We start from the raw sequence: 21,968 nt of genomic DNA, 5'->3' as shown, positions 1-21,968 counted from the left end.
GACTGGCCGGGTGATCGGTTCGTTCCCGCAGTACGAAGTCTTTGCCGACGAGTTCCTCGACCACGCCCGCGAAGGCTTTTACAACGCCTTCGTCGACCGGCCGGCCTGCCTCTCGCTGCTCGGCGACGTCGCCGGCCGTGATGTGCTCGACGCCGCCTGCGGCCCCGGCCTCTACGCGGCGGAGCTCACCGCGCGCGGCGCCCGCGTGACCGGCTTCGACCTCAGTCCGCGCATGGTCGCGCTGAGCCGCGAGCGCGTGCCGGCCGCGACGTTCCGCGTGCACGACCTCGGCGCGCCGCTCGGCTGGCTGCCCTCGGCGTCGGTGGATCTCGTGCTGTTGGCGCTGGTCTACGAGTACGTGGACGACCGCGTGGCGATGCTGCGTGAGCTGCGCCGGGTGCTGCGGCCCGGCGGCGTGCTGGTCCTGTCGCGGATGCACCCGACCGGAGACTGGCTTCGCCACCCTGGTGACTACTTCACGCCGCGGGTGGTGGAGGAGACCTGGAACGAGGGCTGGCACGTGCGGTTCTGGCTCTCGTCGTTGCAGGACACCTGCGCGGAGCTGCGGGAGGCCGGGTTCCTCATCGAGCAGCTGGTGGAACCCCGACCGGTGCCGGAAGGGGCCGCGGTGGACCCCCTGCGGTACGAGCGGCTCTCGCACCAGCCGACGGGGTTCCTGGCGATTCGGGCGATTCCGGATCCGCGACGGGGTTGATCGGCCCACGGATCGTGGTATGGCCACATGCGCATGTTCCATGATTAGCTGCCCCGACAAGCTTTAAGTGCAGGGAAAGGTGAGCGCATGCCGTACGAGGTCCAGGGAGTCGTGTCCCGCGCGAAGGGCGAGCCGGTGGCGCTCGAGACCGTGGTGGTACCGGACCCGGGTCCGGGCGAGGCGGTCGTGTCGGTGCAGGCCTGCGGGGTCTGCCACACCGACCTGCACTACCGCGAGGGCGGGATCAACGACGAGTTCCCGTTCCTGCTCGGCCACGAGGCCGCGGGCCGGGTCGACAAGGTCGGCGAAGGCGTCACGGACATCGCGCCCGGTGACTACGTGATCCTCAACTGGCGGGCCGTGTGCGGCACCTGTCGCGCGTGCAAGCGCGGCAAGCCGTGGTACTGCTTCTCCACGTTCAACGCCGCGCAGCCGATGACGCTCACCGACGGCACCAAGCTCTCGCCGGCCCTGGGCATCGGCGCGTTCCTGGAGAAGACGCTCGTCCACAGTGGACAGTGCACGAAGGTGAACGAGGCGGCCGAACCCGCGGTGGCGGGCCTGCTCGGCTGCGGCGTGATGGCGGGCCTCGGCGCGGCCATCAACACCGGCGGCGTGACCCGCGGTGACTCCGTGGCCGTGATCGGCTGCGGCGGGGTCGGCGACGCGGCCATCGCGGGTGCGAACCTCGCGGGCGCGACCACGATCATCGCCATCGACACCGACGACCGGAAGCTCGAGTGGGCCAAGGGCTTCGGCGCCACGCACACCGTGAACAGCAAGGGCCTCAGCGAAGAAGCGGTGGTGGCGGCCATGCAGGACGCCACGCACTCGTTCGGCCCCGACGTGGTGATCGACGCCGTCGGCCGGCCCGAGACGTGGAAGCAGGCCTTCTACGGCCGCGACCTCGCGGGCACCGTGGTGCTCGTCGGCGTGCCCACCCCGGACATGAAGCTCAACGACCTGCCGCTGATCGACTTCTTCGGCAGCGGCGGCTCCCTGAAGTCCTCCTGGTACGGCGACTGCCTGCCCTCGCGCGACTTCCCGATGCTCGTGGATCTGTACCTGCAGGGCCGCCTGCCGCTGGACAAGTTCGTGACCGAGCGCATCGGCGTGGGCGACGTGGAGCAGGCCTTCGAGCGCATGCACCACGGCGACGTGCTGCGCAGCGTGGTCGAGTTCTGATCCTCTTCACCGACGCCGACTACCCGGCCGTGCCCTATCCCGGGGCGCGGCCGGGTCAGTCGTTCGTGCACGTCGACGGCGCCGGCTACCCGCTTTCGGCCGCCCCGGCGGGCTGGCGCGACCGGTTGCCGGTGCTGGCGTACGGGTCGAACGCGTGCCCGTCGAAGATCACCTGGCTGCGCACCGAGCTGGGCTTGAGCGGTCCGGTCGTGGCGGCTCGGGTTCGGTGTTCCGGCCTTGCCGCGGTATGGGCTTCGGGGCTGCGCAAGGTGGACGACCAGCGGCCGGCGACGTTGACCGCGTTGCCGGGCGTCGAGTGGCACTTCCTGTGGTTCGTGACGCCTGAGCAGCGCGCGGTGCTGGACGTCTGCGAGGGCCGCGGCACGCGCTACCACCTGGCCCGGCTGGATTCCGGTGTCGTCGAGCTGGACGGCACCGTCGTTTCCGGCGTTCACGCCTACGTCGGCGCGTCAGCCGTCCGTTTTCCGCTACTCGTCGACGGTCGGCCGGTGCGCGTTGCCGACGTGCCCCAGGCCGAAGCCGCCTTGTTGCTGGGCACGCCGGCGTCCGCTCACGGCCTGGACTGCACCGTGGTGGAACCGGAGCAGATCTTCACCTGAGTCACGCGGGCGTGACGATGTACACCACTCCGCCCGGCCCGCTCGCCACGCTGCCGTCGGCCGTGTAGCGCTTGGTGCGCTGCCAGATCTTCTCGAACTGCGCGCGCTTGTACACGTTGCGGACGCGGGCGTCGGTGCTGGAGGCCGGGTCGTTCACGATCACGTCGCCGGCCTGCGTGAAGCCGACGACCACCATGATGTGGCCGGAGGTGCCGTAGCCGGCGCCGTCGAGTTCGGTGGAGAGGAACGACTGCGAGGTGATCACCGGGATGCCGCGGGCGATGTAGTCCTCGAGCTCGTCGAGGTCGTGCAGGCGCGTGATGTGGCCGCGCAGGCCGAGGGAGGCGGCGTAGGCGGTGTTGAAGGGCCAGTTGCCGGTGCCGTCGTAGGCATAGTCGTAGGTGTTGCGCGCGGCGTACACCACGGACGGGTCGAGGTAGTCCGCCGGGATCCAGCTCATGTCCGCGGCCGAGGGCTTCTTGCCCCAGTACTCGGCCACCATCTCCGTGGAGGTCGGGCTGCACCAGGCTTCCCCGCCACCGCCGTACTGCGGGAACTGTCCTTTGTGGATATTCTGCGCGTACGCCGGCACCTTCAGCTCGATCCCGCGCGCACGGCCGGGTTTCGTGGGCGTGACGTCGAAGCGGTCCGGCACGTTCGAGGCCACGGCGCCGAGCGTGGAGATCGTGGGCGTCGCCCGGGTGCCGGCTTCGCGGTAGAGGCTCACGCGCAGCTGGTACGAGCGCAACGTGACCCCGGCCTTGGTCGCCAACGTGTCGACATCGACCGACGCGTTGTCGTCACTCTGCCCGTCGACGCTGGTGCGCTGGATGTCCGTGTCCCCGCTGGCCCACCGCCCCATCACGTACCAGGTGGTCTCGACACCCGCCGACGTCCGGCCCTTCGCCTCGACCTCCAGCCACGTCTTCGCCGGCGTCTGCGCGTTCCAAGACGCGATGAGCTGCGTGGCGTCGAACCCTTGCCGGTACAGCGGCGACGTCCACGAGCCGTACTCGTACGTCCGCGTGGTGCCCAGCCCGGGCTCACTGTGCTCGACGCTGCCCACCGGGTGCGTGATGCGCAACCCGTCGCGCCCCAGCGAGAGACCATCGAGGCGGCCCGCGTAGAACCCCCCACCGGACCACTCGTGGTAATTGATCGCCTCATCGCGCCCCGGCTGCCCCGGCGCTGCCTCGGCGACCTGCGTCACCCCTGCGGACACCATGGCGATGGACAATAGCGTGATCAAACTCCGCACCCGCATGCCGTGCTCCGTCCCCGAGACCCCAGTGTCCGCCAGAGATTTTCTCCTGCCGGGGCGGGTTCGTAAAGGTCCGACCGGAGCAGGGTCGGGAAATCGGTGGTGGTGGTTGAGACCATGAACCCTCGCCGAGCACAATCCGGCTCGACCGGGCACCCCTCGTGTGGTCTTCCAAGGCCCGGCGGCTGCGGATTCCACGCCTACGATCCGCCTGCCCTGGAACTACTGGAACCCGGCTACAGCACCGCCTGCGTCTGCGTCACCTTCGCCACCAGCTTCCCCTCGTCGTCGTGGATCTCCGTCTCCACCACGATCACGCGGCGCCCCGTGTGCAGCGGCCGGGACGACGCCACCGCGTGCCCCGAGCGCACCGACCGGAGGAAGTTCGTCTTCGACTCCAGCGTCGTGGTTCCTGTGGCACCGTCGGGCAGGTTCAGGAACGCGCACACCGCGCCCGTCGAGTCGGCCAGGGACATCAGGACGCCCCCGTGCAGCACGCCGCCGAGGGTGCACAGCGACGCGTCCCAGGCGAGGCGGCTGCGGACGAGGTCCGGGGCGTGCGAGAGGACCTCGATGCCGAGCCGCGAGGAGAACGGCATGGTCGAGTGGAACAGCTGGGTGCCCTCGGCGTCGGTCATGGGCGCCAGTCAACCGCAGCGGGCCGCGGCCGGTCGATTACCCGCGAGGTAATCAGCCGAGCGGGTTCGTGAGCAGCAGCTCCGTGTTGTGGTCGCCGTCGGAGCCGACGCGGCCCAGGTCCACGTGGATGTCGTTGTACGAGAGCTCGCGGTACAGCGAAGCCAACGCCTCAGGGGTCCGCGCGGAGTAGTCCACGGCGTACGGAGCGGCGGCCTCGATGAGCGTCGTGAAAATGGACAGGGTGCCGTCGCCGTTGTCGGCCAGCTCCAGGATGCGCGCGTGCTGCGGGAAGTCGACGTGGGACGCCGTGTTGATCTCCCAGAAGCTCTGCGCCGGGGTCTTGCCGACGTGCGGGGTGATCTTGTTGAGGTGCGTGTGGCCGTTGACCCACGCCACCACGTTCGGGAAGCGGTTGAGCAGCCCGACGAACGCCTTGCCGTCCAGCCGCGGCTCCAGCAGGTGCCGCGAGTCCGGCAGGAGGTTGCCCATGGTGTCGCTCGTGTGGTGGCTGAAGAGCACGAACAGCTCGTCGGTCACCGAGTGCGTGGTCTTGCGGCCGAAGAAGTCGTAGTACATCGAGGAGTTGCGCTTCAGCGTGGACTCGACCCAGGTGTACTGGCCGAGGCCGATGGAGCCGTCCGCGAAGCCGCCCAACGTGGTGGTGTCGAGGCTGATGCCGGTGACGCCCGGGGCGATGCGGAACGTGTAGTAGACGTTGCGGCCGTCCGCGTTCTCCGAGGTGAAGCCGTGGCCGACCGGGCCGGGGCCGGTGTTGCCGGACTCCAGGTGCGCGGTCACGAACTCGGCGGTGGTGAACGGCCGGCGCCGCGCGTCGGGCGTGACCTCGCGGATGGTGCCGGAGCCGCCGAAGAGCTCAGTCAGCGGCACGCTCTTGCCGCCGGCGATGGCGGAGCCGAGCTTGCGCGCGGTGCTCTCGTCCTTGCCGATCACCTTGTACCGGCCGGTGTACCAGGCCTCGATGCCGGGAATGCCCTCCGGCAGCGTGCCGACCACGCTGTCGTCGTGGTTGCCGAACGTGCAGAACCACGGCACGTCGAGCCCGGGCGAGGTGAACGGCGCGATCCCGGCCTCGAGCAGGCCCGGCAGCTGGGGGAAGCCCTTCTTCGAGTACGCGTCGTCCAGCGGCGTCGACGGGTTCCAGAACGCGTCGTTGCCGGACGCCTGCACGCCTTCGTACCGCGAAGGATCGCCGGAGTTCGGGGTGATGGCGCCGCCGTTGAGGCTGGTCAGGAACCAGTCGAGTTCGAGCAGCTCGTGGTTGTCGGTGTTGTCGCCGGTGGTCACGAGGAAGTCGAACGGCCGGCCGGTGAACGGTCCCTTCGCCACGCTGTTCACCCGCTGCACCAGCGCACTCGTGGCGGCCGTGCCGAGCGCTTCCTGCGGCCGGTGCGCCGAGCCGACGTACGGGTGCAGGCACTCGAACCGCGCCGGCGACTCCGTGTCGGTGATGTGCAGGTCGGTGAACTGCACGAACGCGCCCAGCGCCGTGCGGCGGTCGTCGCGGCCGTCCTTCGGCGCGGCGAGGTCGCCGCGGACCACGAGCGGCCAGCCGGGCCCGCCGGTGAGGCGCGAGTAGGTGGCGGTGCCGGGGCTGACGGCGGTGGCGACCTGTTCGAGCGTGGTCCCGCTGGTGCTGACGGTGCGCGCGGCCGTGCGCCGCAGCGCCCGGTCGAGCGCGTTGGCGGTCGGCGTGCAGAGCAGCAACCCCACGCCCGCGGCGCCCGCCGCGGTGAACGTGCGCCTGGTCAGCTGGGCCATCTTCGCTCCCCGGTGTCGGCTGCCCAGCACGCTGCCGGACGGCGGTGGACCTCCGGTGAACGCAATGTGAATCGTGCTCACATTCACCGTGACAGTGCGGCTGACTCTGTCACAGCAGGCGCCGGGGAGCTACCCGTCGAACGAAGGGTTCAGCAGTAGAACGCGCAAGTGGTGCTCGTGGCCGCGATCGCCGTGAAGAACAGCACCAGGAAGATCACCGCCGGAATCGCCGCGACGATGCCGCACACGAGCCCGGCGATGCCCATGCCCTGGCCGCTGTAGCCCGGCTTCCCGGCCTGCACGATGCCCGCCCACGAGAGCCCGATCGCCGTGAGCGCCGCGATCACGTCCCAGAACGGCACCCAGAACGTGATCAGCGCCAGAATGCCGATGATCATGCCGGCGATCGCCATGCCGCTCTGCCTCGTGGGCACGTAGCCCGGCGGGTACTGCGCGTACGGGTTCGGCGTGGCGTACGGCGCCGAATACGGCTGCGCCGGGTATCCGCCGGAGTACGGCGCCGAATACGGCACGGGCAGCGGCGCCGAAGGGGGCTGCTGCGGCTGCTGCGCGTTCGGGTAACCGTCGGCGCCGTAGTACTGGCCCTGCTGGTTGGGCTGCTGCTGGTAGGGGTCGGTCATCAGGGGCTCCAGTTTCCGGACGTCGGGTACAAAGAGTTTATGGGGGAAGCGATCGTCGTTGGGGGCGGAATCGGTGGATTGGCCACCCGCGATCGGGTTGTCTCGGGTCCGAGGGGGCGTCACGGTGCTCGATCGGGCGGTTCGCCGGCGCCGGAAACGCGCTGGTAGCTGAGGGTGAGCGAAGGCTCACGCGTGGCTCAGCCCTTCAGCCCCGACTCCGTGACCCCGCGCACGAGGTAGCGCTGCAGGAACGCGAACAGCAGCACGATCGGCAGGATCGACACGGCCGCGGCCAGGAACAGCAGGTTCAGCTGCGGGTTCTGCGAGGTCAGTAGCCCCGAGAGCGCCACCTGCACCGTCCACGAATCGGGCGACTGCGCGATGATCAGCGGCCACAGGAACGCGTTCCAGCTGCCGATCACCGAGATCACGGCGATCGCCGCGAAAAAGCCGCGGGAATTGGGCACCACCACGCGCCGGAACACGCCCCACCGCGTGAGGCCGTCGACCCGGCCCGCTTCCTCCAGTTCGCGCGGGAAATCGACGAAGTACTGGCGGAACAGGAACACGCTGAACGCGCTGAACAACCCCGGAATCACGAGCCCGCGCAGATCCGAAAGCCAGCCCAGCGTGGACACGACGACAAAACTCGGCACGAACGTGACCGACGCGGGGATCATCAGCGTGGCGAGCACCGCGTAGAACACGGTTTTCGAGTGCCGGTACGGAATTCGCGCGAACCCGTACCCGGCGAGCGAGCAGATCACCAGCAGCCCCACGGTTTGCAGCGTCGCGACGATCGCCGAATTGAGCAGGCTGCGCGCGAACGGCACGTCTTCGAGCGAGAACAGGCGCGTGAAGTTCTCCCAGTGCAGGTCCTTCGGCCACAACGTCCAGCTCGGCGCCGTGATCTCCGCGCGCGAGGCGAGGCCGTTGCGCAGCAACAGGTAGAACGGCAACAGGAACAGCACCGCGGCCACGATCAGCGCCGTCCAGCGCAGCAGTGCTTTCACGAGCAGGCCTTCACGACAGCGCACCCCGGTCGAAGCGGAACAGCCGGCCCTGCAGCAACGTCACCAGTGCGATCAGCAGCGCCAGCAGCACCGCGCCCGCGCTGCCCCGGCCCAGGTCCTGCCCACCCGAGCCCAGCGACGTGTAGTAGAGGTACACCAGCGGCGGCCGCGCGAACGGCGGATAGCCCCGCGAGTCACCCATGATGTTGTAGAACTCGTCGAACGCCTGGTACGCGTTGATCAGGTTCAGCAGCAGCACGGCCACCGAGGTCGCGCGCAGCTGCGGCAGCGTGATGTTCCGCAACACCTGCCAGCCGGGTTTGGCGCCGTCGAGCCACGCGGCTTCGTAGAGCTGGCCGGGAATCCGTTGCAGCGCGGCGAGGAACAGGATCAGGTAGAAGCCGAGCTGCAGCCACAGCCGCGCGGTCACCAGCACGATCCAGTACAGCGGCGGGTCGACCGTGCCGGTCCACGCCACCGGGTCCACGCCGAACAGGCCGAGCACCGTGTTGGCCAGGCCGTAGCGCACGCCGGAGAACAGCGAGGTCTTCCACACCAACGAAGCCACCACGTACGAGCAGGCGAACGGCAGGAAGAACACCGACCGGAAGAACCCGCGCGCGAACTTCAGCTGGTGCACGGCGAGCGCCAGCGCCAGCGACAGCACGAACGTGAGCGGCACGATCACCACCGCGAACACGCTGAACGTGCCGAGGCTCGCCAGGAACGGCCCGTCGCCGAGCATGTGGGCGTAGTTGTCGAGGCCCACGAACACGCTCGGGGTCACCGTGTTGCGCGCGTCGAAGAACGACAGGTACACGCTCCAGCCGATCGGCAGGTACGCGAACACGGCGAGCCCGATCAGGAACGGGCCGACGAACCCCCAGAACGCCAGCGTGTCCCGGGTCTTCCGGGACAGCGTCGACCGGGACAGTGTTGACCGGGGCCGGCTCGTCCTTGGCGGGGTCGTCCGCGCCGGGGCCGTCACCGCACCCTCATCCGAACAGGCGCTTCAGCTCGGCCTGCGCGACCGTGACCGCCGCCTTGGTCTGCGCCACCGGGTCGGCGCCCTCCTTGGCGATCTTCGCCACGGCGTCGGACAGCGCGGTGTTCGCCTGCTGGGTCCACACGGGACCGCCGACGAGGTGGCTGTTCTCCTTCACGAACCGCGCGACGTCGGCGGCCGGGCCCGAGCGCAGCGTGTCGGCCTTGTCGATGAGGCTCTGGCGCGCGGGCACGTGGAAGCCGAACCGCGTGGCGAACTCGAGCTGGTCGGTGGTCTGGTCGATCCACAGCCACTTCACGAACGCCTTGGCTTCGGCCACGTGCTTGCTCTTCGCGTTCACCATCGCGCCGTACGCGCCGACCGGCACCGAAGGCGCGCCGCTGTTGTCCAGCTTGGGGAACGGCAGCACGGCGAAGTCGTCGTTGAACGCGTCGCGGATCTTCGGCATGTTCCACAGGCCGGTCCACTGCATCGCGCACAGGCCGTCGATGAACGCGCCCGCGTCGGACCAGTCGGTGGGCGCGCCGAGCAGCAGCGAGCTGTTGGTGTTGAGCGTGTGCAGCTTGGCCAGCGCCGTGGCCGCGCGCGGGTCGTCGAAGCCCACCTCACGCCCGCCGGGCTTGAGGTAGTCGAGCCCGGCCGACCACAGCAGCGGGCCGGTCAGGGTGGCGACCCCGCCGTCGTTGCCCGCGAACAGGCCCTTCACGCCGTCGCGCGAGAGCTTGCCGGCGGCGTCCACCAGCTCGTCCACGGTCTGCGGCGGCTGAACCCCCGCGGCCTGCAGCAGGCTGGGCCGGTAGAAGAGCACCTGCGTGTCGGTGGCCTGCGGGATGCCGTAGACCTTGCCCTCCACGGTCTGTGCGGCGAGCACGGCGGGGCTGAAGTCGTTCTTCACCGGGCCGATGAGGTCGTCGAGCGCAACGACCTGGTTCTGGCGCACCCAGTCGATCTTCACCTGGGCCTCGAACACGTCGGGCACCGCGCTGTTCTGCAGCGCGGTCACGATCTTCGAGTCGTAGTCACCCGGGTTCCACTGCACCTTCACGGCCGCGCCCGGGTACGAAGCCGCGTAGCCGCGCACAGCGTCCTGCACGCCGTCTTCGCCGTACGCGTGGTACCACTGCTGCAGCGTGACCTTCGCCGGCGCTTTCGACGGCGGCGGCCCGGCCGACATCGCCGTGGACGGCGGCGGGTCGCCGGGGCGCCCGGTGTCCGAACCACACGCGGCCGCGACCGCGCCCACCGCCGCCGTTCCCGCGAGGGCCAGGAACGACCTCCTGCTGCGTGACTGCATCCCGAAATCCTCCGACGCCTGCCTTGAGAGCGTCAGACTCCCTCAAGACAGGCGCCGGATGATCGACGACTCGCCGGAGAATTACCCGTTAGAGCTGTGAGATGTCGAGCTTTCCTTCGGAGTACGACGCGCGGATCCGCTTCTTGTCGAACTTGCCGACGCTGGTCTTCGGCACTTCGTCCACGAAGGTCCAGTTCTCCGGCAGCTGCCACTTCGCGACCTTGTCGGACAGGTAGTCGCGCAGCTGCTCGGCCGTCACGCTCTGACCTTCCTTCACGACCACGGCCACCAGCGGGCGCTCGTCCCACTTCTCGTCGGGGATGCCGACCACGGCCGCTTCGGCGACGGCCGGGTGGCCCATCACCTGGTTCTCCAGGTCGACCGACGAGATCCACTCGCCGCCGGACTTGATCACGTCCTTGGCGCGGTCGGTGAGGGTGAGGAAGCCGTCGGGACTGATCTTGCCGACGTCACCCGTGCGCAGCCAGCCGTCGTGGAACTTCTCGGGGTCGATGGAGTCGCCGCCGAAGTAGGCGCCGGCGATCCACGGGCCCTGCACCTCGAGCTCGCCCACGGCGTCGTTGTCCCACGGCAGCTCTTCGCCGTTGTCGCCGATCAGCCGCGCGGACACCGACGCCGGGAACCGGCCCTGCGTGTAGCGGTAGGCCCAGCGCTCCTCGCCGGTCGCGCTGCCCGGCGGCCGCGCGACGCTGCCCAGCGGCGACGTCTCGGTCATGCCCCAGGCGTGCAGGATCGGCACGCCGTAGCGCTCTTCGAACGCGTGCATCAGCGAAGGCGGCGCGGCCGAACCGCCGACCACGACCTCGCGCACGTGGGAGATGTCCTGCGGGTTGGCGTCGAGGTGGGCGAGCAGGCCCTGCCAGATCGTGGGCACGGCCGCCGCGAACGTCGGCTTCTCGGCCGCCAGCATCGCCGAGATCGGCGCCGGCTGCAGGAAGCGGTCGGGCATGAGCAGCGACGCGCCGACCATCATCGCCGCGTACGGCAGGCCCCACGACATCGCGTGGAACATCGGCACGATCGCCAGCGCGGTGTCCTCCTGGGCCAGCCGCATGCTGTCGGTCATGCAGACCTGCATCGAGTGCAGCCAGATCGAGCGGTGCGAGTAGACGACACCCTTCGGGTCACCCGTGGTGCCCGACGTGTAGCACATCGCGGCGGCCGAACGCTCGTCGATCTCGGGCCAGTCGAACTCGCTCGACTGGGCCGCGAGCAGCTCGTCGTAGGCGTGCACGGTGATGCCCTCGGGCGCTTCGAGGGTCTTCGCGTCGCCGTTGGCCACGATCACGTGCTTCACGGTGGTGAAGTTCGGCAGCTGCTTGGCCAGCAGCGGCACGAGCGTGCCGTCGACGATCACCACGTGGTCCTCGGCGTGGTTGGCGACGAAGGTGAGCTGCTCGGGGAACAGGCGGATGTTCAGGGTGTGCAGCACCGCGCCCATGGCCGGCACCGCGAGGTAGGCGGCCAGGTGCTCCGCGTTGTTCCACATGAACGTGCCGACGCGCTGGTCGCCCGTGACGCCGAGGCTACGCAGCGCGTTGGCCAGGCGGGCCGCGTGCTGCCCGAGCTCGGCGTAGGTCTCCCGGCGGGCTTCTGAACCGGTCCAGGTGATGACTTCGCTCTTCGCGTGGACCTTCGTGCCGTGGCGGAGCAGCTTCGCCAGCGACAGCTGCCCGTCCTGCATCGTGCTCAACATGGGTGACTCCCGTGGTGCTCGTTCGCCGGTGAACTGGGGTGCCGCCGACTCTAATGGCGGACGGCCCGGCGGGGCATGGTCAACTCGGGCAACCGTTCGGTCACGGCCATCCCCGTAACGGGTGGCGACCGCCGGCGTCCATGATCAACTTTGTACCCGACTTTTCCTTGCAGGGCAGCAAAAAATGGCGTCGTAACCGTGTCGAGATAGAGCCTCTTTTGGGTGAGGTAATGGTGTCGAAAACGAGGGACGTCTGACGTTTCCGCAGGCCGCGAGGGGTCCCTTCGTGACTTGTCCACCGGGTGGTCGGCGGGTGATAAGTGCGTGTCGGTTGCGCGCTCTCGGATGGTGTGGCGTTTACTGGGGCCGTGGTAAGAGACGGCTGGCCAGCGCTTGCGCTTGCAAGCATCGGAAAAAAGCCGTCGGCCGCGAAAGCGGAGACCTGAGAGGAAAGGACACTACGTTGGCTCTGCCCACGTTGACTCCGGAGCAGCGCGCCGACGCCCTCGCCAAGGCGGCAGAGGCGCGTAAGGCTCGTTCGGAGCTGCTCGCGTCGATCAAGTCCGGCACTACGAGCATCGAGAAGGTGCTCAAGCAGGCCAAGGAGAACAAGACCATCGGGAAGACGAAGGTCACCCAGCTGCTCAAGGCCGTTCCCGGCCTGGGCGCGGTCAAGGTCGCCGCGCTGCTGGAGCAGGCGGGGATCGACCCCGACCGCCGGGCCGCGGGCCTCGGTGAGCGCCAGCGCGAAGCTCTGATCGACGCGCTGAAGTAGCACCCCGGGCGGCCGCGGGGAGAGTGCTCCGAAGGTGTTCTTCTGACAACACTTTCCCCGCGGAACTCCCGGATCCTGGGACGCTGGTCCGGTGACGACCAGTACCGCACCGGCGACCCCGGTCGAGACAACCGTCCGCTACCAGCGCGGCGACTTCCTGTTCGCGACGGCCCGGCGAGCGCTCCTCGCCCAGGGTTCGGTCGCCGCCGTGACCGACACGGATCCGCGGCGGCTGGCCAGGACCGTGGCCGAAGAGCTGACCAGCTCGGGTGTGCCGCTCGCGGTCGGGGTGCTGCCCTTCGACACCGGCCCGGACACGACCACGCCGGGTCATCTCGTCCTGCCGCGCACCGTGCACCGGGCGCAGGCGGAAGGCGAGCCGGCCGTGGTTTCGGGTCCGGAAGACCTGCCCGCGCCCACGGCCACCCGCGAGGTGCCGTCGGAAGAGGGGCACAAGGCCAACGTGCGGGCCGCCGTGGCGGCCCTGCACGACCGTGACCTGCGCAAAGCCGTGCTCGCCCGCGCGCTGGAGCTGGAGTTCGAGGCTTCGGTGCCGGTCGAGAAGATCGTGCGCAACCTGGCCCGCGGCAACCCGCGCCACTTCACCTACGCCGCCGAGCTGCCCGGCGGGCGCACGCTCGTGGGCGCCACGCCCGAGCTGCTGCTCTCCCGCGCCGGTGACTCGGTGTTCACCACGCCGCACGCGGGGTCCATGCCCCGTTCGGCCGACCCCGCGACCGACCGCGCCCACGGCGAGGCCCTCCTGGCGTCCGCGAAGGACCAGGAAGAGCACGCCGTGGTGATCGACTACGTCGTTGAGGCCCTGCGGCCGTTCTGCCGCAAGCTCGACGTGCCTGCCGCCCCGGAGCTCGTGTCGACGCCCGCCATCTGGCACCTGCGCACCGCCATCACCGGCGAGCTCACCGACCGCGACGTCACCGCCCTCGACCTCGCCGCGGCGCTGCACCCGACACCCGCCATCTGCGGCACGCCGACCGCCGCCGCGCGTGACCTGGTGCAGGAGCTGGAGCCGTTCGACCGCGGTTACTACGCCGGCAGCGTCGGCTGGGTCGACGCCCTGGGCGACGGCGAGTGGGCCGTCGCCATCCGCTGCGCGGAGATCGCGGACACCTCGATGCGCCTGTACGCCGGCGGCGGCATCGTGCCGGCCTCGGACCCGCAGGCCGAGTTCGACGAGACCATCGCCAAGTTCCGCACGCTCCTGGGCGCCATGGGTCTGGACTGACCCCCTGCTCAAAGCGCCCCAATGTGGCATTCGTTGCGTTGAGCGCACCCAATGCCACATTGGGGTGGGGGTCAGGGGCGGGGCGGGCTCAGGGGAGCCAGTGTTCCTCGGTCACGTCGAGTGCTTCCGTCGTCAACGCGGCCACGGCGGCGCGGTGGCCCTCGGCGGCCTTCAGGTCCGCCAGGCGCGTCCGGGCCGGGTCCAGGGCGGTGTCGCCGGAGGACACCAGCTCGGCCGGGGCGTCGTAGGCCGAGAACGTGATGCTCTGCAGTGGGATCTTCAGGCCCTTGCCGGTCGCCTTCATCACCGCTTCCTTGCGCGTCCAGTACACGAAGAACGCGGCGGACCGCTCGGTGTCGGACAGCCCGGCCACGGCCTGCTGCTCGGCCGGGCTCAGCGCGTACTCCACGAGCGACTTGTCGGCCTTGCGCGAGGACGTCTCCACGTCCAGACCCACCGCCACGCCGTCGGTGGCGGCCACGCCGACGAGCTGCCCCGAGTGCGAGATCGACAGCACGAGGTCCGAACCGGGCACGCGCGGGCGGCCGTGGGGCTTGCCGCAGTCTTCGCAGGTCGCGTCGAACACCACGGACTCGACCGGCACGCCGAGGCGCTCGGCCGTGAGGGTCTTCGCGAGCACCCGTCCGGTCAGGAAGCGGCGCTTGTCGAGCTCCAGCCGGTAGGCGTCGTAGCGGCCGCGTTCGAGCTCGTCGAGCAGCCGCAGGAACCGGTCCTCCGCCGCGAGCGGTTCCGACCACCGGACCACGATCTGCGTCACCTGGCACCCTCCTCGTCCACCTCCGATCTTCCCGGCGGCGGCGCGGGTTGTCACGTCAACCGGCCAGGGACTAGGGGGACCCCGAGAAGACGCGGTACCCTGGCGACTAAGCAAGCGCTTAGCGAGGAGGACGGGAGTCTCGATGGATTTCACCCTGAGCACCGAAGAACGCGAAGTGCGCGATTGGGTGCGCACGTTCGTCCAGCGTGAGCTCGTGCCGCGGGAGCAGGAAGTGCTCCGCCGCGAGCGCGCCGGTCAGCCGGGGGTCACGGCCGACGAGCTGAAGGAACTGCAGCTCAAGGCCAAGGAATCCGGCTTCTGGGGCGTGCTCACGCCTGAGGAGTACGGCGGCATGGGGCTCTCGGCCGTGATGGCCGCGCTGCTCGAGGCCGAGCTGGGCCGCACCTTCGTGCCGTTCCGCTTCGGCGGCGCCGCGGACAACATCCTGTTCCACGCCAACGAGGAGCAGAAGCAGACCTACCTGCTGCCGACGATCTCCGGCGAGCGCAAGTCGTGCTTCGCCATCACCGAACCCGGCGCCGGCTCCGACGCGAAGGCCATCCGCACGACCGCGCGCAAGGACGGCACCGACTGGGTCATCAACGGCGAGAAGACCTTCATCACCGGCGGCAACGAAGCCGACTTCGTGATGGTCTTCGCCATCACCGACCCGGAGAAGGGCGCCAACGGCGGCGTCACCTGCTTCCTCGTCGACCGGGAGATGGGCTGGAAGTCCGAGTACATCGACACGATGGGCGAGTGGGGCCCGGCCGCGCTGGTGTTCCAGGACGTGCGCGTGCCCGAGTCGCAGATCCTCGGCGAGGAAGGCCGCGGCTTCGAGCTCGCGATGCAGTGGATCGGCCAGGGCCGCTACCTGCTGCCGGCCCGCGCGATCGGTTCGTGCGAGCGGCTGATCTCCATGGCCATCGAGCACGCCAACACCCGCGAGACGTTCGGCCAGAAGATCGCCGAGCGCCAGGCGATCCAGTGGATGATCGCCGACTCGGGAGTCGAGCTCGAAGCGCTGCGCTGGCTCGTGCTGCACGCCGCGTGGCAGGTGGACCAGAAGATGGACTCGCGCCACGCGCAGTCGATGGCGAAGCTCTACGGCGGCCAGAAGGCCAACGAGATCGTGGACCGCGTGCTGCAGATCCACGGCGGGATGGGCTACACCCGTGAGCTGCCGGTGGAACGCTGGTACCGCGAGCTGCGGCTGCTGCGCATCTACGAAGGCACCGACGAGATCCAGCGCCGCACCATCGCGCGCAACCTGCTCAAGGGCCACGTGAAGGTCGGTGGCGCGCTCGGCTGAGCCGCTGCCCAGGCCCGCAACGCCGTGAAGGCCTCCCCGGGGGACTCAGAGTCCCGCGGGGAGGCCTTCACTGGTTTTCCAGGCGTGAACGGTGTTCTCAGAAAGTCATTTGCTGCTGTTGCGGAGGGCGATGGGGACGCCGGCGAGGTCCTCTTCGTTGCAGAGCACCTTCACGTCGTAGTACGGGGAACCCTGGCGATCGTCGTAATCGAGGTGGATCGCCAGGATGTCGAGCGGTTCACCGAGCCACTCCTGAGCTTGACGCAGCCAGCCGGCACAGCGTTCGAGGGCGGTCGGCAGATCGTCATCGCGGAACTCGACCGGGCGATAAGGCACATCCTGCACCTGGTCGCGGGGATTTGCTGGAGCGGGCAGGCTAGGTGCGAGACCCGAGTCGTCCAATTCCAGGTGGATCGTTTGCTCAGTCACCCTTCGAGCGTCCCCCACGTTCGCCCAATCAGCAAGGCGTAGGACGCTAAAACCCCGGCTGAACAGGCATGTCCCACACCTGGGCGACGACTTTCAGGCACTGTCGCAGATCGGGGACGGCTACGGCGACGGGGTGACCCAGCGCACCGAGCGCCAGCTCCGCGTAGTGCGTGGCCAGCTCTTCGAGCGGCAACGGCCCGAGTGGTGAGTACCAGCGCGCGACCCCGCTGCACATCTCCAGCAGTGCCAGGCGCGTCACGGCCGGGTGTGCGGTGTGGAACACCCCGGCCGCCACGCCGTCCGCGATCGCTCGGGCCCACAGGTCCTCGTATTCGTCCCGCAGAGCGACGACCCGCGTACGCGCGGCATCCGAAAGCGCGTCGACTTCGTTGTCCACCACCCGGGTTTCGGCCGGCTGCGCGGCGTGCGCGAGCACGTGCAGCGCCACCAGCGATCGCAGCCGCGCCACCGGATCGGCCGCGTCGGCGGTGGCCTTGCCCGCCGCGTCGAGCAGCCGGCGCAACGCCGTGGTCATGATCTCGACGAGCAGGTCCTCCTTGGTGCCCATGTAGTGGTACAGACTGGCCGACGACAGCTCGGCCTCGCTCGCGAGATCACGGATGCCGGTGCCGTGGAAACCCTTGGCGGCGAACAGTTTCACGGCCGCCGCGCGCACGCGTTCACCGCTGCTCACAGCCACTCCCCGGTGGTTCGGTCCCACGCGCCGGCGCGCAGGTCGGCCACCTTGCGCAGCTCGCCCTTCGCTACGCGTTCCGAAGGCGTGAGCGGCAGTTCGCCGGGGAACGCCCAGAAGCGCGGCACCTTGAAGTACGCCAGCTTCTCGGCGCAGAACTGCGCCAGCTCTTCCGGCGTGGGCGAACCGTCGCACACGACGTAGGCCTTCACCTCTTCGCCGCGCAGCTCATCGGGCACCGCGAGCACGGCCGCGAGGCGCACGGCGGGGTGCAGCAGCAGCGCGCGCTCGACCTCGTCGGCCGAGATGTTCTCACCACTGCGCCGGATCATGTCCTTGGTGCGGCCCACGAAGAACACGCGGCCCTCGGCGTCCATGCTCGCCAGGTCTCCGGTGTGGAACCAGCCGCCGGCGAACGCGCGCGCGGTCGCTTCGGGATCGTCGTGGTAGCCGTGCATCAGGCCGATTCCGCGGATCAGCAGCTCACCGGTTTCGCCGCGGGGCAGCGGTTTCCCGTGCTCGTCGGCGATCAGCACCTCGCGGTCGCGGCTGGGCCGGCCGATGCAGCCGGTGCCCACGGCCACGTCGTGGTCGGCCTCCGGCACACGGATGTCGCCGCCGGTCTCGGTCATGCCGAAGGCCTCGTACCACGGCGCGCCCCACCGCTGTTCCAGCTCGGCGTGCAGCTCGCGGGGGATGGCCGACGCGCAGATTGCGCGCACGCGGTGGTTGCGGTCGTCCTCGTGCGGTGGCTGGCGCAGCAGCAGCGTCGGCATCAGGCCGAGGCAGTAGAACCAGGTCACCCGGTGCTCGCGCACCTTGGCCCAGAACGTGGTCGGGTGGAAGCGGTCGAGCACCACCAGCGTGGCGCCGCCCGCGAGTCCCAACGCGACGTTCCACTGTGGATCGATGTAGTGGAACGGCTGTGCGGTGAGGAGCACGTCGTCCTCGCCGACGGACGGGAAGTCCGTGGCGAGGCTGATCGCGAGCGTGGTCCAGTACCGGTGCGGCAGTACGCAGCCCTTGGGCGCGCCGGTGGTGCCCGAGGTGTACTGGATGTTCACCGGCTGCTCGGCGACCACCGCTGCGGCCGCGCGGGGCGTTTCGGCCTGGAGCTGCGCCGGAGTCAGCACGCGTTCCACCACGGTGTCCGGCGCGATCTTCTCCAGCAGCGCCACGAACTCGTCGGCAGCCACGGCGAACCGGGCGCCGGAGTGGCGCAGCACGTGGGCGCCGTCGAACTCGCGGTAGTTCGTGTTCACCGGCACCAGCACCGCGCCGAGCTTCGCCAGCGCGAGCCACAGCAGCGGGAACTCCGGCTGGTTGCGCAGCATCACGGCCACGCGGTCGCCGGGCCGCACGCCGAGCTCGTGCAACGCGGCAGCGAACCGGCCGCTGCGCTCGTCGACGTCGGCGAAGGTGAAGCGCTCGTCGCTCGCGTCGAAGATCCACGCCGTGCGCCGCGGCCACAGCTCGGCAGCGCGGCTCAGCAGTGCCACGAGCGTGTCCGCTTGTGGCAAGGGCTTCACGAACGGCTCCGGAACGCTTCGGTGGACTCCCGCACGGCGGCCGAGTGCTCGGTGATCAGCGCGTGGCTCACTTCCAGCTCGAGCGCCGATTCGAGGGCGTGATCGATCCCGGCGTCGAGGGCGCGCTTGGCCATGGTGGCGGCTTCGGCCGGATGGTGCGCGATCTTCTCGGCCCAGCCCAGCGCGAGTGTCATGAGCTCGGCCGCGGGCACGGAGGCGTTGACCAGGCCCAGGTCGTGGGCGCGCCGGCCGTCGAAGCGCTCGCCGAGCAGGAGCAGCTCCTTCGCCTTCATCGGCCCCACGAGCAGCGGCAGCAGGCGCGAAGCCGCGCCGGTCACGCTCAGGCCGAGCGAGACCTCGGGGAAGGCGAACACGGCGTCGTCGGCGGCCAGCACCAGGTCGCAGCCCAGCGCGAACTCCGCGCCGGCGCCGATCGCGTAGCCGTGCACGGCGGCGATCACCGGCTGCGGCAGCGCGCGCAGCTTGCGCGTCACGTCCTGCAGCCGGTCGAGGCGGGCGCGCGAATCGCCTTCGGGGGTGGGTTCCTTGAGGTCGTGGCCGGCGCAGAACGCGCGGCCGTTGCCGGACAGCACGACCACGCGGGCGTCGCTGCGCGCGACGCCGTCCAGGGCGATCAGGAAGTCGTCCACCAGCACGGCCGCCACGGCGTTCAGCCGCTCGGGGCGGTTCAGCCGGACGTGTGCGATGCCGCCCTCGACGGCGAGGTCCACGGTGCTCATGAGCGTGAGCCTAGACGTTCGATCGATCGATCGATAGGGTCTCGGTCATGCGAGTCGACGCGGTGTACGAGAACGCCCGGCTGCTCACCGGGGAGAGCGCGCTCGCCGTGCTGCACGGCCGGGTGGTGGCGCTGGGTGAAGACGCTTCGGCGCTCTCCGCGCGCACTCGGGTGGACCTCGGCGGCGCGTATGTGGTGCCCGGCTTCCACGACGCGCACAACCACATGGCGTGGTTCGGCATGGGCCTCGACGACGTCGCATTGAGCGATTGCCGCAGCGTCGAGGAGGTCTACGCCGCCGTGGCGCGCCGGGCGGCCGAGCTGCCCGCCGGCAGCTGGGTCGTCGGAAGCGGTTACGACCAGAACAAGCTGGCCGGCGGCGCGCACCCCGATCGCCACGGCCTCGACCGCGCGGCGCCGGGCATGCTGGTGCGGCTCAAGCACACGTCCGGGCACATGACCGTGGTCAACTCGGCCGTGCTGCACCAGCTCGACCTCGCGCACGTGCCGGTGGGCGGCGACGTGGTGCTCGACCCCGCCGGCTCGCCGACCGGGCTGCTGCGCGAGCAGGCCCAGCTGCTGCTGCGCCCGCTGACCTATCCGACGCCGATCGACGCCGTGGTGCGCGGCCTCGACCGCGCGAGCGAGCGCTTCCTGGCCGAGGGCATCACGAGCGTGCAGGAGGCCGGCATCGGTGGCGGGCTGGTCGGCGAGACGCCGGCCGAGCTGGCCGCCTACCAGCTGGCGCGCGAACGCGGTGTGCTGCGCGTGCGCAGCACGGTGATGGTGGCCGCGAGCGTGCTGCACGACCTGCCCGACGGCGCCGGTTTCGGCCTCGACCTGGGCCTGCGCACCGGCCTCGGCGACGAGTGGCTGCGCGTGGGGCCGATGAAGCTCTTCGCCGACGGCTCCCTGGTCGGGCGCACCTGCGCGATGCACTCGCCGTTCGACGGGGAACCGGACAACCGCGGTTACTTCCAGGTGCCGGAAGACGAGCTGACCCGCACCATCCGCCGCGCGCACGACGCGGGTTGGCAGATCGCGACACACGCCATCGGCGACCGCGCGATCACCGTGGTGCTCGACGCGTACGAAGCCGCGTTGGCCGCTTCGCCGCGCGAGGATCACCGGCACCGCATCGAGCACTGCGCGGTGCTGCAGCCCGACGAGCTCACGCGGCTCGCGCGACTCGGGCTCATCGCTTCGCCGCAGGGCCGGTTCGTGAACGAGCTCGGCGACGGCATGCGCGCGGCCCTCGGCGAGGCGCGCGTGCCGTGGTGTTACCGCCTGCGCAGCGTGCTCGACGCCGGCTGCGTGCTGCCCGCCAGCTCCGACCGGCCCGTGGTCGACGGCGCGCCGCTCCTCGGGCTGGCCGACATGGTGCACCGGCGCACCTCGACGGGCGCGCCGTTCTCGCCGGAGGAAGCGCTGACGCCGGCCGAGGCGCTGCGCGCGTACACCTACGGTTCCGCGTATGCGACCTTCGCCGAACACGATCTCGGCACGTTGGAGGTGGGCAAGCTCGCGGATTTCGTGGCGCTGCCGACCGATCCACTGTCCGCTTTGGACAGTGGTGGCGAGTTGCGCGTGCTGGCCACGGCCGTGGGCGGCGAGCTGCGGTACGAGGCATCGTGAGCTATCGCCGGCCGGCCTCCTTTTTGCCGGGAGCGTTGTCCACGAAGGTCAACGCCTCGCGGGCCAACGCGGACCAGCCGAGCGACGAGTCGTCTGCGAGCACGAACCACTCCTTCATCGGCGTGCCCTTGTTCGCGTCGAAGCGCACGCCGTGGCCCTCGGTCACCAGCGTGTCGACCCGCGGCTTCGGCAGCTTCACCACGAGGTGCTCGCGAACGAGCATGGCGAAGATCCGGTTGTGCACCCGCAGCGCGCTGGACCCGAAACCGCGGCCGGGCCGGGGCGGCTCGACACCGTCGAGGTGCTCGGCCAGCAGCTCGTCGATCAGGTCCTCGAACCGGTCTTCAGGACTCATGTCCGCACCGTAACCGCCACCACCGACAAGAACGGAGTTCTCCGCATGCCCGTCCGCGATGCCGTCTTCGAAGACGCCGAACAGATCTGCGCGCTCATCGAAGAGCACGCCGTGTACGAGGACAAGCACGACCTCAAGCTCGACCGCGCCGAGATGAGCGGATACCTGTTCGGGCCCGAGCCCAAGGCGTGGGTGCTCATCGCGACGCCGCCGGACCGGCCCGACGTGGTCGCCGGGTTCGCCTTCTGCAGCTGGAACTTCTCCACGTGGGAGGCGCGGCCGGGCATCTGGCTCGACGACCTGTTCATCCGTCCCGAACACCGGCGCCACGGGCTGGGCCGCGAGCTGCTCGACGAGCTGCGCGCCCGCACCACCGGCCGCGTCGAGTGGGACATGCAGGCCGGCAACGAGAAAGCCGAGGCGTTCTACGCGAACCTGGGCGCCGAGCCCGTGCCCGACTGGATCAGGTACCGCTGGCGGCCGTGAGAGCGCTGTCCGGACCACCGCGGTCCGGAACGAGTCGGTCACCAGGCGGAACGGCCGAACCGCGTTCGGGCCCGCCCGTGGTGTCCGGACGGTGAGGGGTGAGCCCGTATCGTATGCGGT

22 protein-coding genes are annotated in these 21,968 nt (G+C 70.0%); 8 read left to right on the top strand and 14 right to left on the bottom strand.

Annotated features, from left to right (window positions below):
* The first annotated feature begins 10 nt into the window (after positions 1 to 10).
* The 3 genes from VSH64_RS32070 (at position 11) to VSH64_RS32060 (ending at position 2,520) form a co-directional block, all read left to right on the top strand.
* On the top strand, positions 11 to 715 hold the full coding sequence (locus VSH64_RS32070) for a class I SAM-dependent methyltransferase (protein ID WP_326566490.1): 705 nt from the start codon (positions 11 to 13) through the stop codon (positions 713 to 715).
* Between the two features lie 87 nt (positions 716 to 802).
* The gene (locus VSH64_RS32065) at positions 803 to 1,900 is read left to right on the top strand and encodes an S-(hydroxymethyl)mycothiol dehydrogenase (RefSeq protein WP_326566489.1); all 1,098 of its coding nucleotides are present in this window, start codon (positions 803 to 805) and stop codon (positions 1,898 to 1,900) included.
* Positions 1,901 to 1,929: 29 nt separating this feature from the next.
* Positions 1,930 to 2,520: a gamma-glutamylcyclotransferase gene (locus tag VSH64_RS32060; protein ID WP_326566488.1), complete on the top strand. Its 591-nt coding sequence runs from the start codon at positions 1,930 to 1,932 to the stop codon at positions 2,518 to 2,520.
* A 1-nt stretch (position 2,521) separates the two neighbouring features.
* On the opposite strand, the gene VSH64_RS32055 is transcribed toward VSH64_RS32060, so the two are convergent.
* From VSH64_RS32055 to VSH64_RS32020, 8 genes are all read right to left on the bottom strand, one after another.
* Positions 2,522 to 3,784, bottom strand: a complete 1,263-nt coding sequence (locus VSH64_RS32055; RefSeq protein WP_326566487.1) for a peptidase C39 family protein — start codon at positions 3,782 to 3,784, stop codon at positions 2,522 to 2,524.
* Positions 3,785 to 4,017: 233 nt separating this feature from the next.
* Positions 4,018 to 4,419: a PaaI family thioesterase gene (locus VSH64_RS32050; protein ID WP_326566486.1), complete on the bottom strand. Its 402-nt coding sequence runs from the start codon at positions 4,417 to 4,419 to the stop codon at positions 4,018 to 4,020.
* A gap of 52 nt (positions 4,420 to 4,471) precedes the next feature.
* Positions 4,472 to 6,199: a TIGR03767 family metallophosphoesterase gene (locus VSH64_RS32045; protein ID WP_326566485.1), complete on the bottom strand. Its 1,728-nt coding sequence runs from the start codon at positions 6,197 to 6,199 to the stop codon at positions 4,472 to 4,474.
* Between the two features lie 149 nt (positions 6,200 to 6,348).
* A complete protein-coding gene (locus VSH64_RS32040) occupies positions 6,349 to 6,840 on the bottom strand; it encodes a DUF4190 domain-containing protein (protein WP_326566484.1) in 492 nt (163 codons plus the stop codon).
* 197 nt (positions 6,841 to 7,037) lie between these two features.
* Positions 7,038 to 7,820 carry a carbohydrate ABC transporter permease gene (locus VSH64_RS32035; RefSeq protein ID WP_326838078.1) on the bottom strand — a complete coding sequence of 261 codons (783 nt, stop codon included), beginning with the start codon at positions 7,818 to 7,820 and terminating at the stop codon, positions 7,038 to 7,040.
* A 43-nt stretch (positions 7,821 to 7,863) separates the two neighbouring features.
* Entirely contained in the window at positions 7,864 to 8,787 is a 924-nt protein-coding gene (locus VSH64_RS32030; RefSeq protein WP_407655694.1) for a carbohydrate ABC transporter permease, read from the bottom strand.
* Between the two features lie 61 nt (positions 8,788 to 8,848).
* Positions 8,849 to 10,153, bottom strand: coding sequence for an ABC transporter substrate-binding protein (locus VSH64_RS32025; protein ID WP_326566483.1), 1,305 nt, complete (start codon positions 10,151 to 10,153; stop codon positions 8,849 to 8,851).
* Positions 10,154 to 10,241: 88 nt separating this feature from the next.
* Positions 10,242 to 11,870, bottom strand: a complete 1,629-nt coding sequence (locus tag VSH64_RS32020) for a long-chain fatty acid--CoA ligase (protein WP_326566482.1) — start codon at positions 11,868 to 11,870, stop codon at positions 10,242 to 10,244.
* Positions 11,871 to 12,333: 463 nt separating this feature from the next.
* Between VSH64_RS32020 and mihF the strand changes: the two genes are divergently transcribed.
* Both mihF and VSH64_RS32010 read left to right on the top strand, forming a co-directional pair.
* Entirely contained in the window at positions 12,334 to 12,645 is a 312-nt protein-coding gene (gene mihF / locus VSH64_RS32015) for an integration host factor, actinobacterial type (RefSeq protein ID WP_220244543.1), read from the top strand.
* A gap of 91 nt (positions 12,646 to 12,736) precedes the next feature.
* Positions 12,737 to 13,891 carry an isochorismate synthase gene (locus tag VSH64_RS32010; RefSeq protein ID WP_326566481.1) on the top strand — a complete coding sequence of 385 codons (1,155 nt, stop codon included), beginning with the start codon at positions 12,737 to 12,739 and terminating at the stop codon, positions 13,889 to 13,891.
* An 88-nt stretch (positions 13,892 to 13,979) separates the two neighbouring features.
* Here the strand turns inward: VSH64_RS32010 and VSH64_RS32005 are convergent, their stop codons facing one another.
* Positions 13,980 to 14,669, bottom strand: a complete 690-nt coding sequence (locus VSH64_RS32005) for a 4'-phosphopantetheinyl transferase family protein (protein WP_326566480.1) — start codon at positions 14,667 to 14,669, stop codon at positions 13,980 to 13,982.
* Positions 14,670 to 14,811: 142 nt separating this feature from the next.
* On the opposite strand from VSH64_RS32005, the gene VSH64_RS32000 reads away from it, so the two are divergent.
* Positions 14,812 to 15,981 (top strand): acyl-CoA dehydrogenase family protein, encoded by a 1,170-nt coding sequence (locus VSH64_RS32000; RefSeq protein ID WP_326566479.1) that lies wholly within the window; start codon positions 14,812 to 14,814, stop codon positions 15,979 to 15,981.
* A gap of 105 nt (positions 15,982 to 16,086) precedes the next feature.
* Here VSH64_RS32000 and VSH64_RS31995 read toward each other — a convergent pair whose 3' ends face one another.
* From VSH64_RS31995 to VSH64_RS31980, 4 genes are read right to left on the bottom strand one after another with little or no spacing between them, the layout of a single operon-like run.
* Positions 16,087 to 16,410 carry a hypothetical protein gene (locus VSH64_RS31995; RefSeq protein WP_326566478.1) on the bottom strand — a complete coding sequence of 108 codons (324 nt, stop codon included), beginning with the start codon at positions 16,408 to 16,410 and terminating at the stop codon, positions 16,087 to 16,089.
* A 46-nt stretch (positions 16,411 to 16,456) separates the two neighbouring features.
* Complete coding sequence (locus VSH64_RS31990) at positions 16,457 to 17,104, bottom strand: TetR/AcrR family transcriptional regulator (protein ID WP_326566477.1); 648 nt, start codon at positions 17,102 to 17,104, stop codon at positions 16,457 to 16,459.
* Positions 17,101 to 18,633: an ATP-dependent acyl-CoA ligase gene (locus tag VSH64_RS31985; protein WP_326566476.1), complete on the bottom strand. Its 1,533-nt coding sequence runs from the start codon at positions 18,631 to 18,633 to the stop codon at positions 17,101 to 17,103. Before VSH64_RS31985 ends, VSH64_RS31990 begins: the two co-directional genes overlap by 4 nt.
* Positions 18,630 to 19,373, bottom strand: coding sequence for an enoyl-CoA hydratase/isomerase family protein (locus VSH64_RS31980; RefSeq protein ID WP_326566475.1), 744 nt, complete (start codon positions 19,371 to 19,373; stop codon positions 18,630 to 18,632). The genes VSH64_RS31985 and VSH64_RS31980 overlap by 4 nt, the downstream gene beginning before the upstream one ends.
* Positions 19,374 to 19,420: 47 nt before the next feature.
* Here VSH64_RS31980 and VSH64_RS31975 point away from each other — a divergent pair, with 47 nt between their 5' ends.
* Complete coding sequence (locus tag VSH64_RS31975; protein WP_326566474.1) at positions 19,421 to 21,007, top strand: amidohydrolase; 1,587 nt, start codon at positions 19,421 to 19,423, stop codon at positions 21,005 to 21,007.
* Between the two features lies 1 nt (position 21,008).
* Here VSH64_RS31975 and VSH64_RS31970 read toward each other — a convergent pair whose 3' ends face one another.
* Positions 21,009 to 21,362 (bottom strand): hypothetical protein, encoded by a 354-nt coding sequence (locus tag VSH64_RS31970; protein ID WP_326566473.1) that lies wholly within the window; start codon positions 21,360 to 21,362, stop codon positions 21,009 to 21,011.
* 45 nt (positions 21,363 to 21,407) lie between these two features.
* Between VSH64_RS31970 and VSH64_RS31965 the strand changes: the two genes are divergently transcribed.
* Positions 21,408 to 21,848 carry a GNAT family N-acetyltransferase gene (locus VSH64_RS31965; protein ID WP_326566472.1) on the top strand — a complete coding sequence of 147 codons (441 nt, stop codon included), beginning with the start codon at positions 21,408 to 21,410 and terminating at the stop codon, positions 21,846 to 21,848.
* The last annotated feature ends 120 nt before the right edge of the window (positions 21,849 to 21,968 follow it).

The sequence above is a fragment of the Amycolatopsis rhabdoformis genome (assembly GCF_035918295.1).
GTDB lineage: Bacteria > Actinomycetota > Actinomycetes > Mycobacteriales > Pseudonocardiaceae > Amycolatopsis > Amycolatopsis rhabdoformis.
This window is presented reverse-complemented; position numbering and strand designations above follow the sequence as displayed.

Bases quoted from the DNA above. Each gene is read 5' to 3' on its own strand.
- VSH64_RS32065 (WP_326566489.1), top strand. From the start codon at position 803: ATGCCGTACGAGGTCCAGGGAGTCGTGTCCCGCGCGAAGGGCGAGCCG.
- VSH64_RS32055 (WP_326566487.1), bottom strand. From the start codon at position 3,784: ATGCGGGTGCGGAGTTTGATCACGCTATTGTCCATCGCCATGGTGTCC.
- VSH64_RS32050 (WP_326566486.1), bottom strand. From the start codon at position 4,419: ATGACCGACGCCGAGGGCACCCAGCTGTTCCACTCGACCATGCCGTTC.
- VSH64_RS32045 (WP_326566485.1), bottom strand. From the start codon at position 6,199: ATGGCCCAGCTGACCAGGCGCACGTTCACCGCGGCGGGCGCCGCGGGC.
- VSH64_RS32040 (WP_326566484.1), bottom strand. From the start codon at position 6,840: ATGACCGACCCCTACCAGCAGCAGCCCAACCAGCAGGGCCAGTACTAC.
- VSH64_RS32025 (WP_326566483.1), bottom strand. From the start codon at position 10,153: ATGCAGTCACGCAGCAGGAGGTCGTTCCTGGCCCTCGCGGGAACGGCG.
- VSH64_RS32020 (WP_326566482.1), bottom strand. From the start codon at position 11,870: ATGTTGAGCACGATGCAGGACGGGCAGCTGTCGCTGGCGAAGCTGCTC.
- VSH64_RS32000 (WP_326566479.1), top strand. From the start codon at position 14,812: ATGGATTTCACCCTGAGCACCGAAGAACGCGAAGTGCGCGATTGGGTG.
- VSH64_RS31980 (WP_326566475.1), bottom strand. From the start codon at position 19,373: ATGAGCACCGTGGACCTCGCCGTCGAGGGCGGCATCGCACACGTCCGG.
- VSH64_RS31975 (WP_326566474.1), top strand. From the start codon at position 19,421: ATGCGAGTCGACGCGGTGTACGAGAACGCCCGGCTGCTCACCGGGGAG.
- VSH64_RS31970 (WP_326566473.1), bottom strand. From the start codon at position 21,362: ATGAGTCCTGAAGACCGGTTCGAGGACCTGATCGACGAGCTGCTGGCC.
- VSH64_RS31965 (WP_326566472.1), top strand. From the start codon at position 21,408: ATGCCCGTCCGCGATGCCGTCTTCGAAGACGCCGAACAGATCTGCGCG.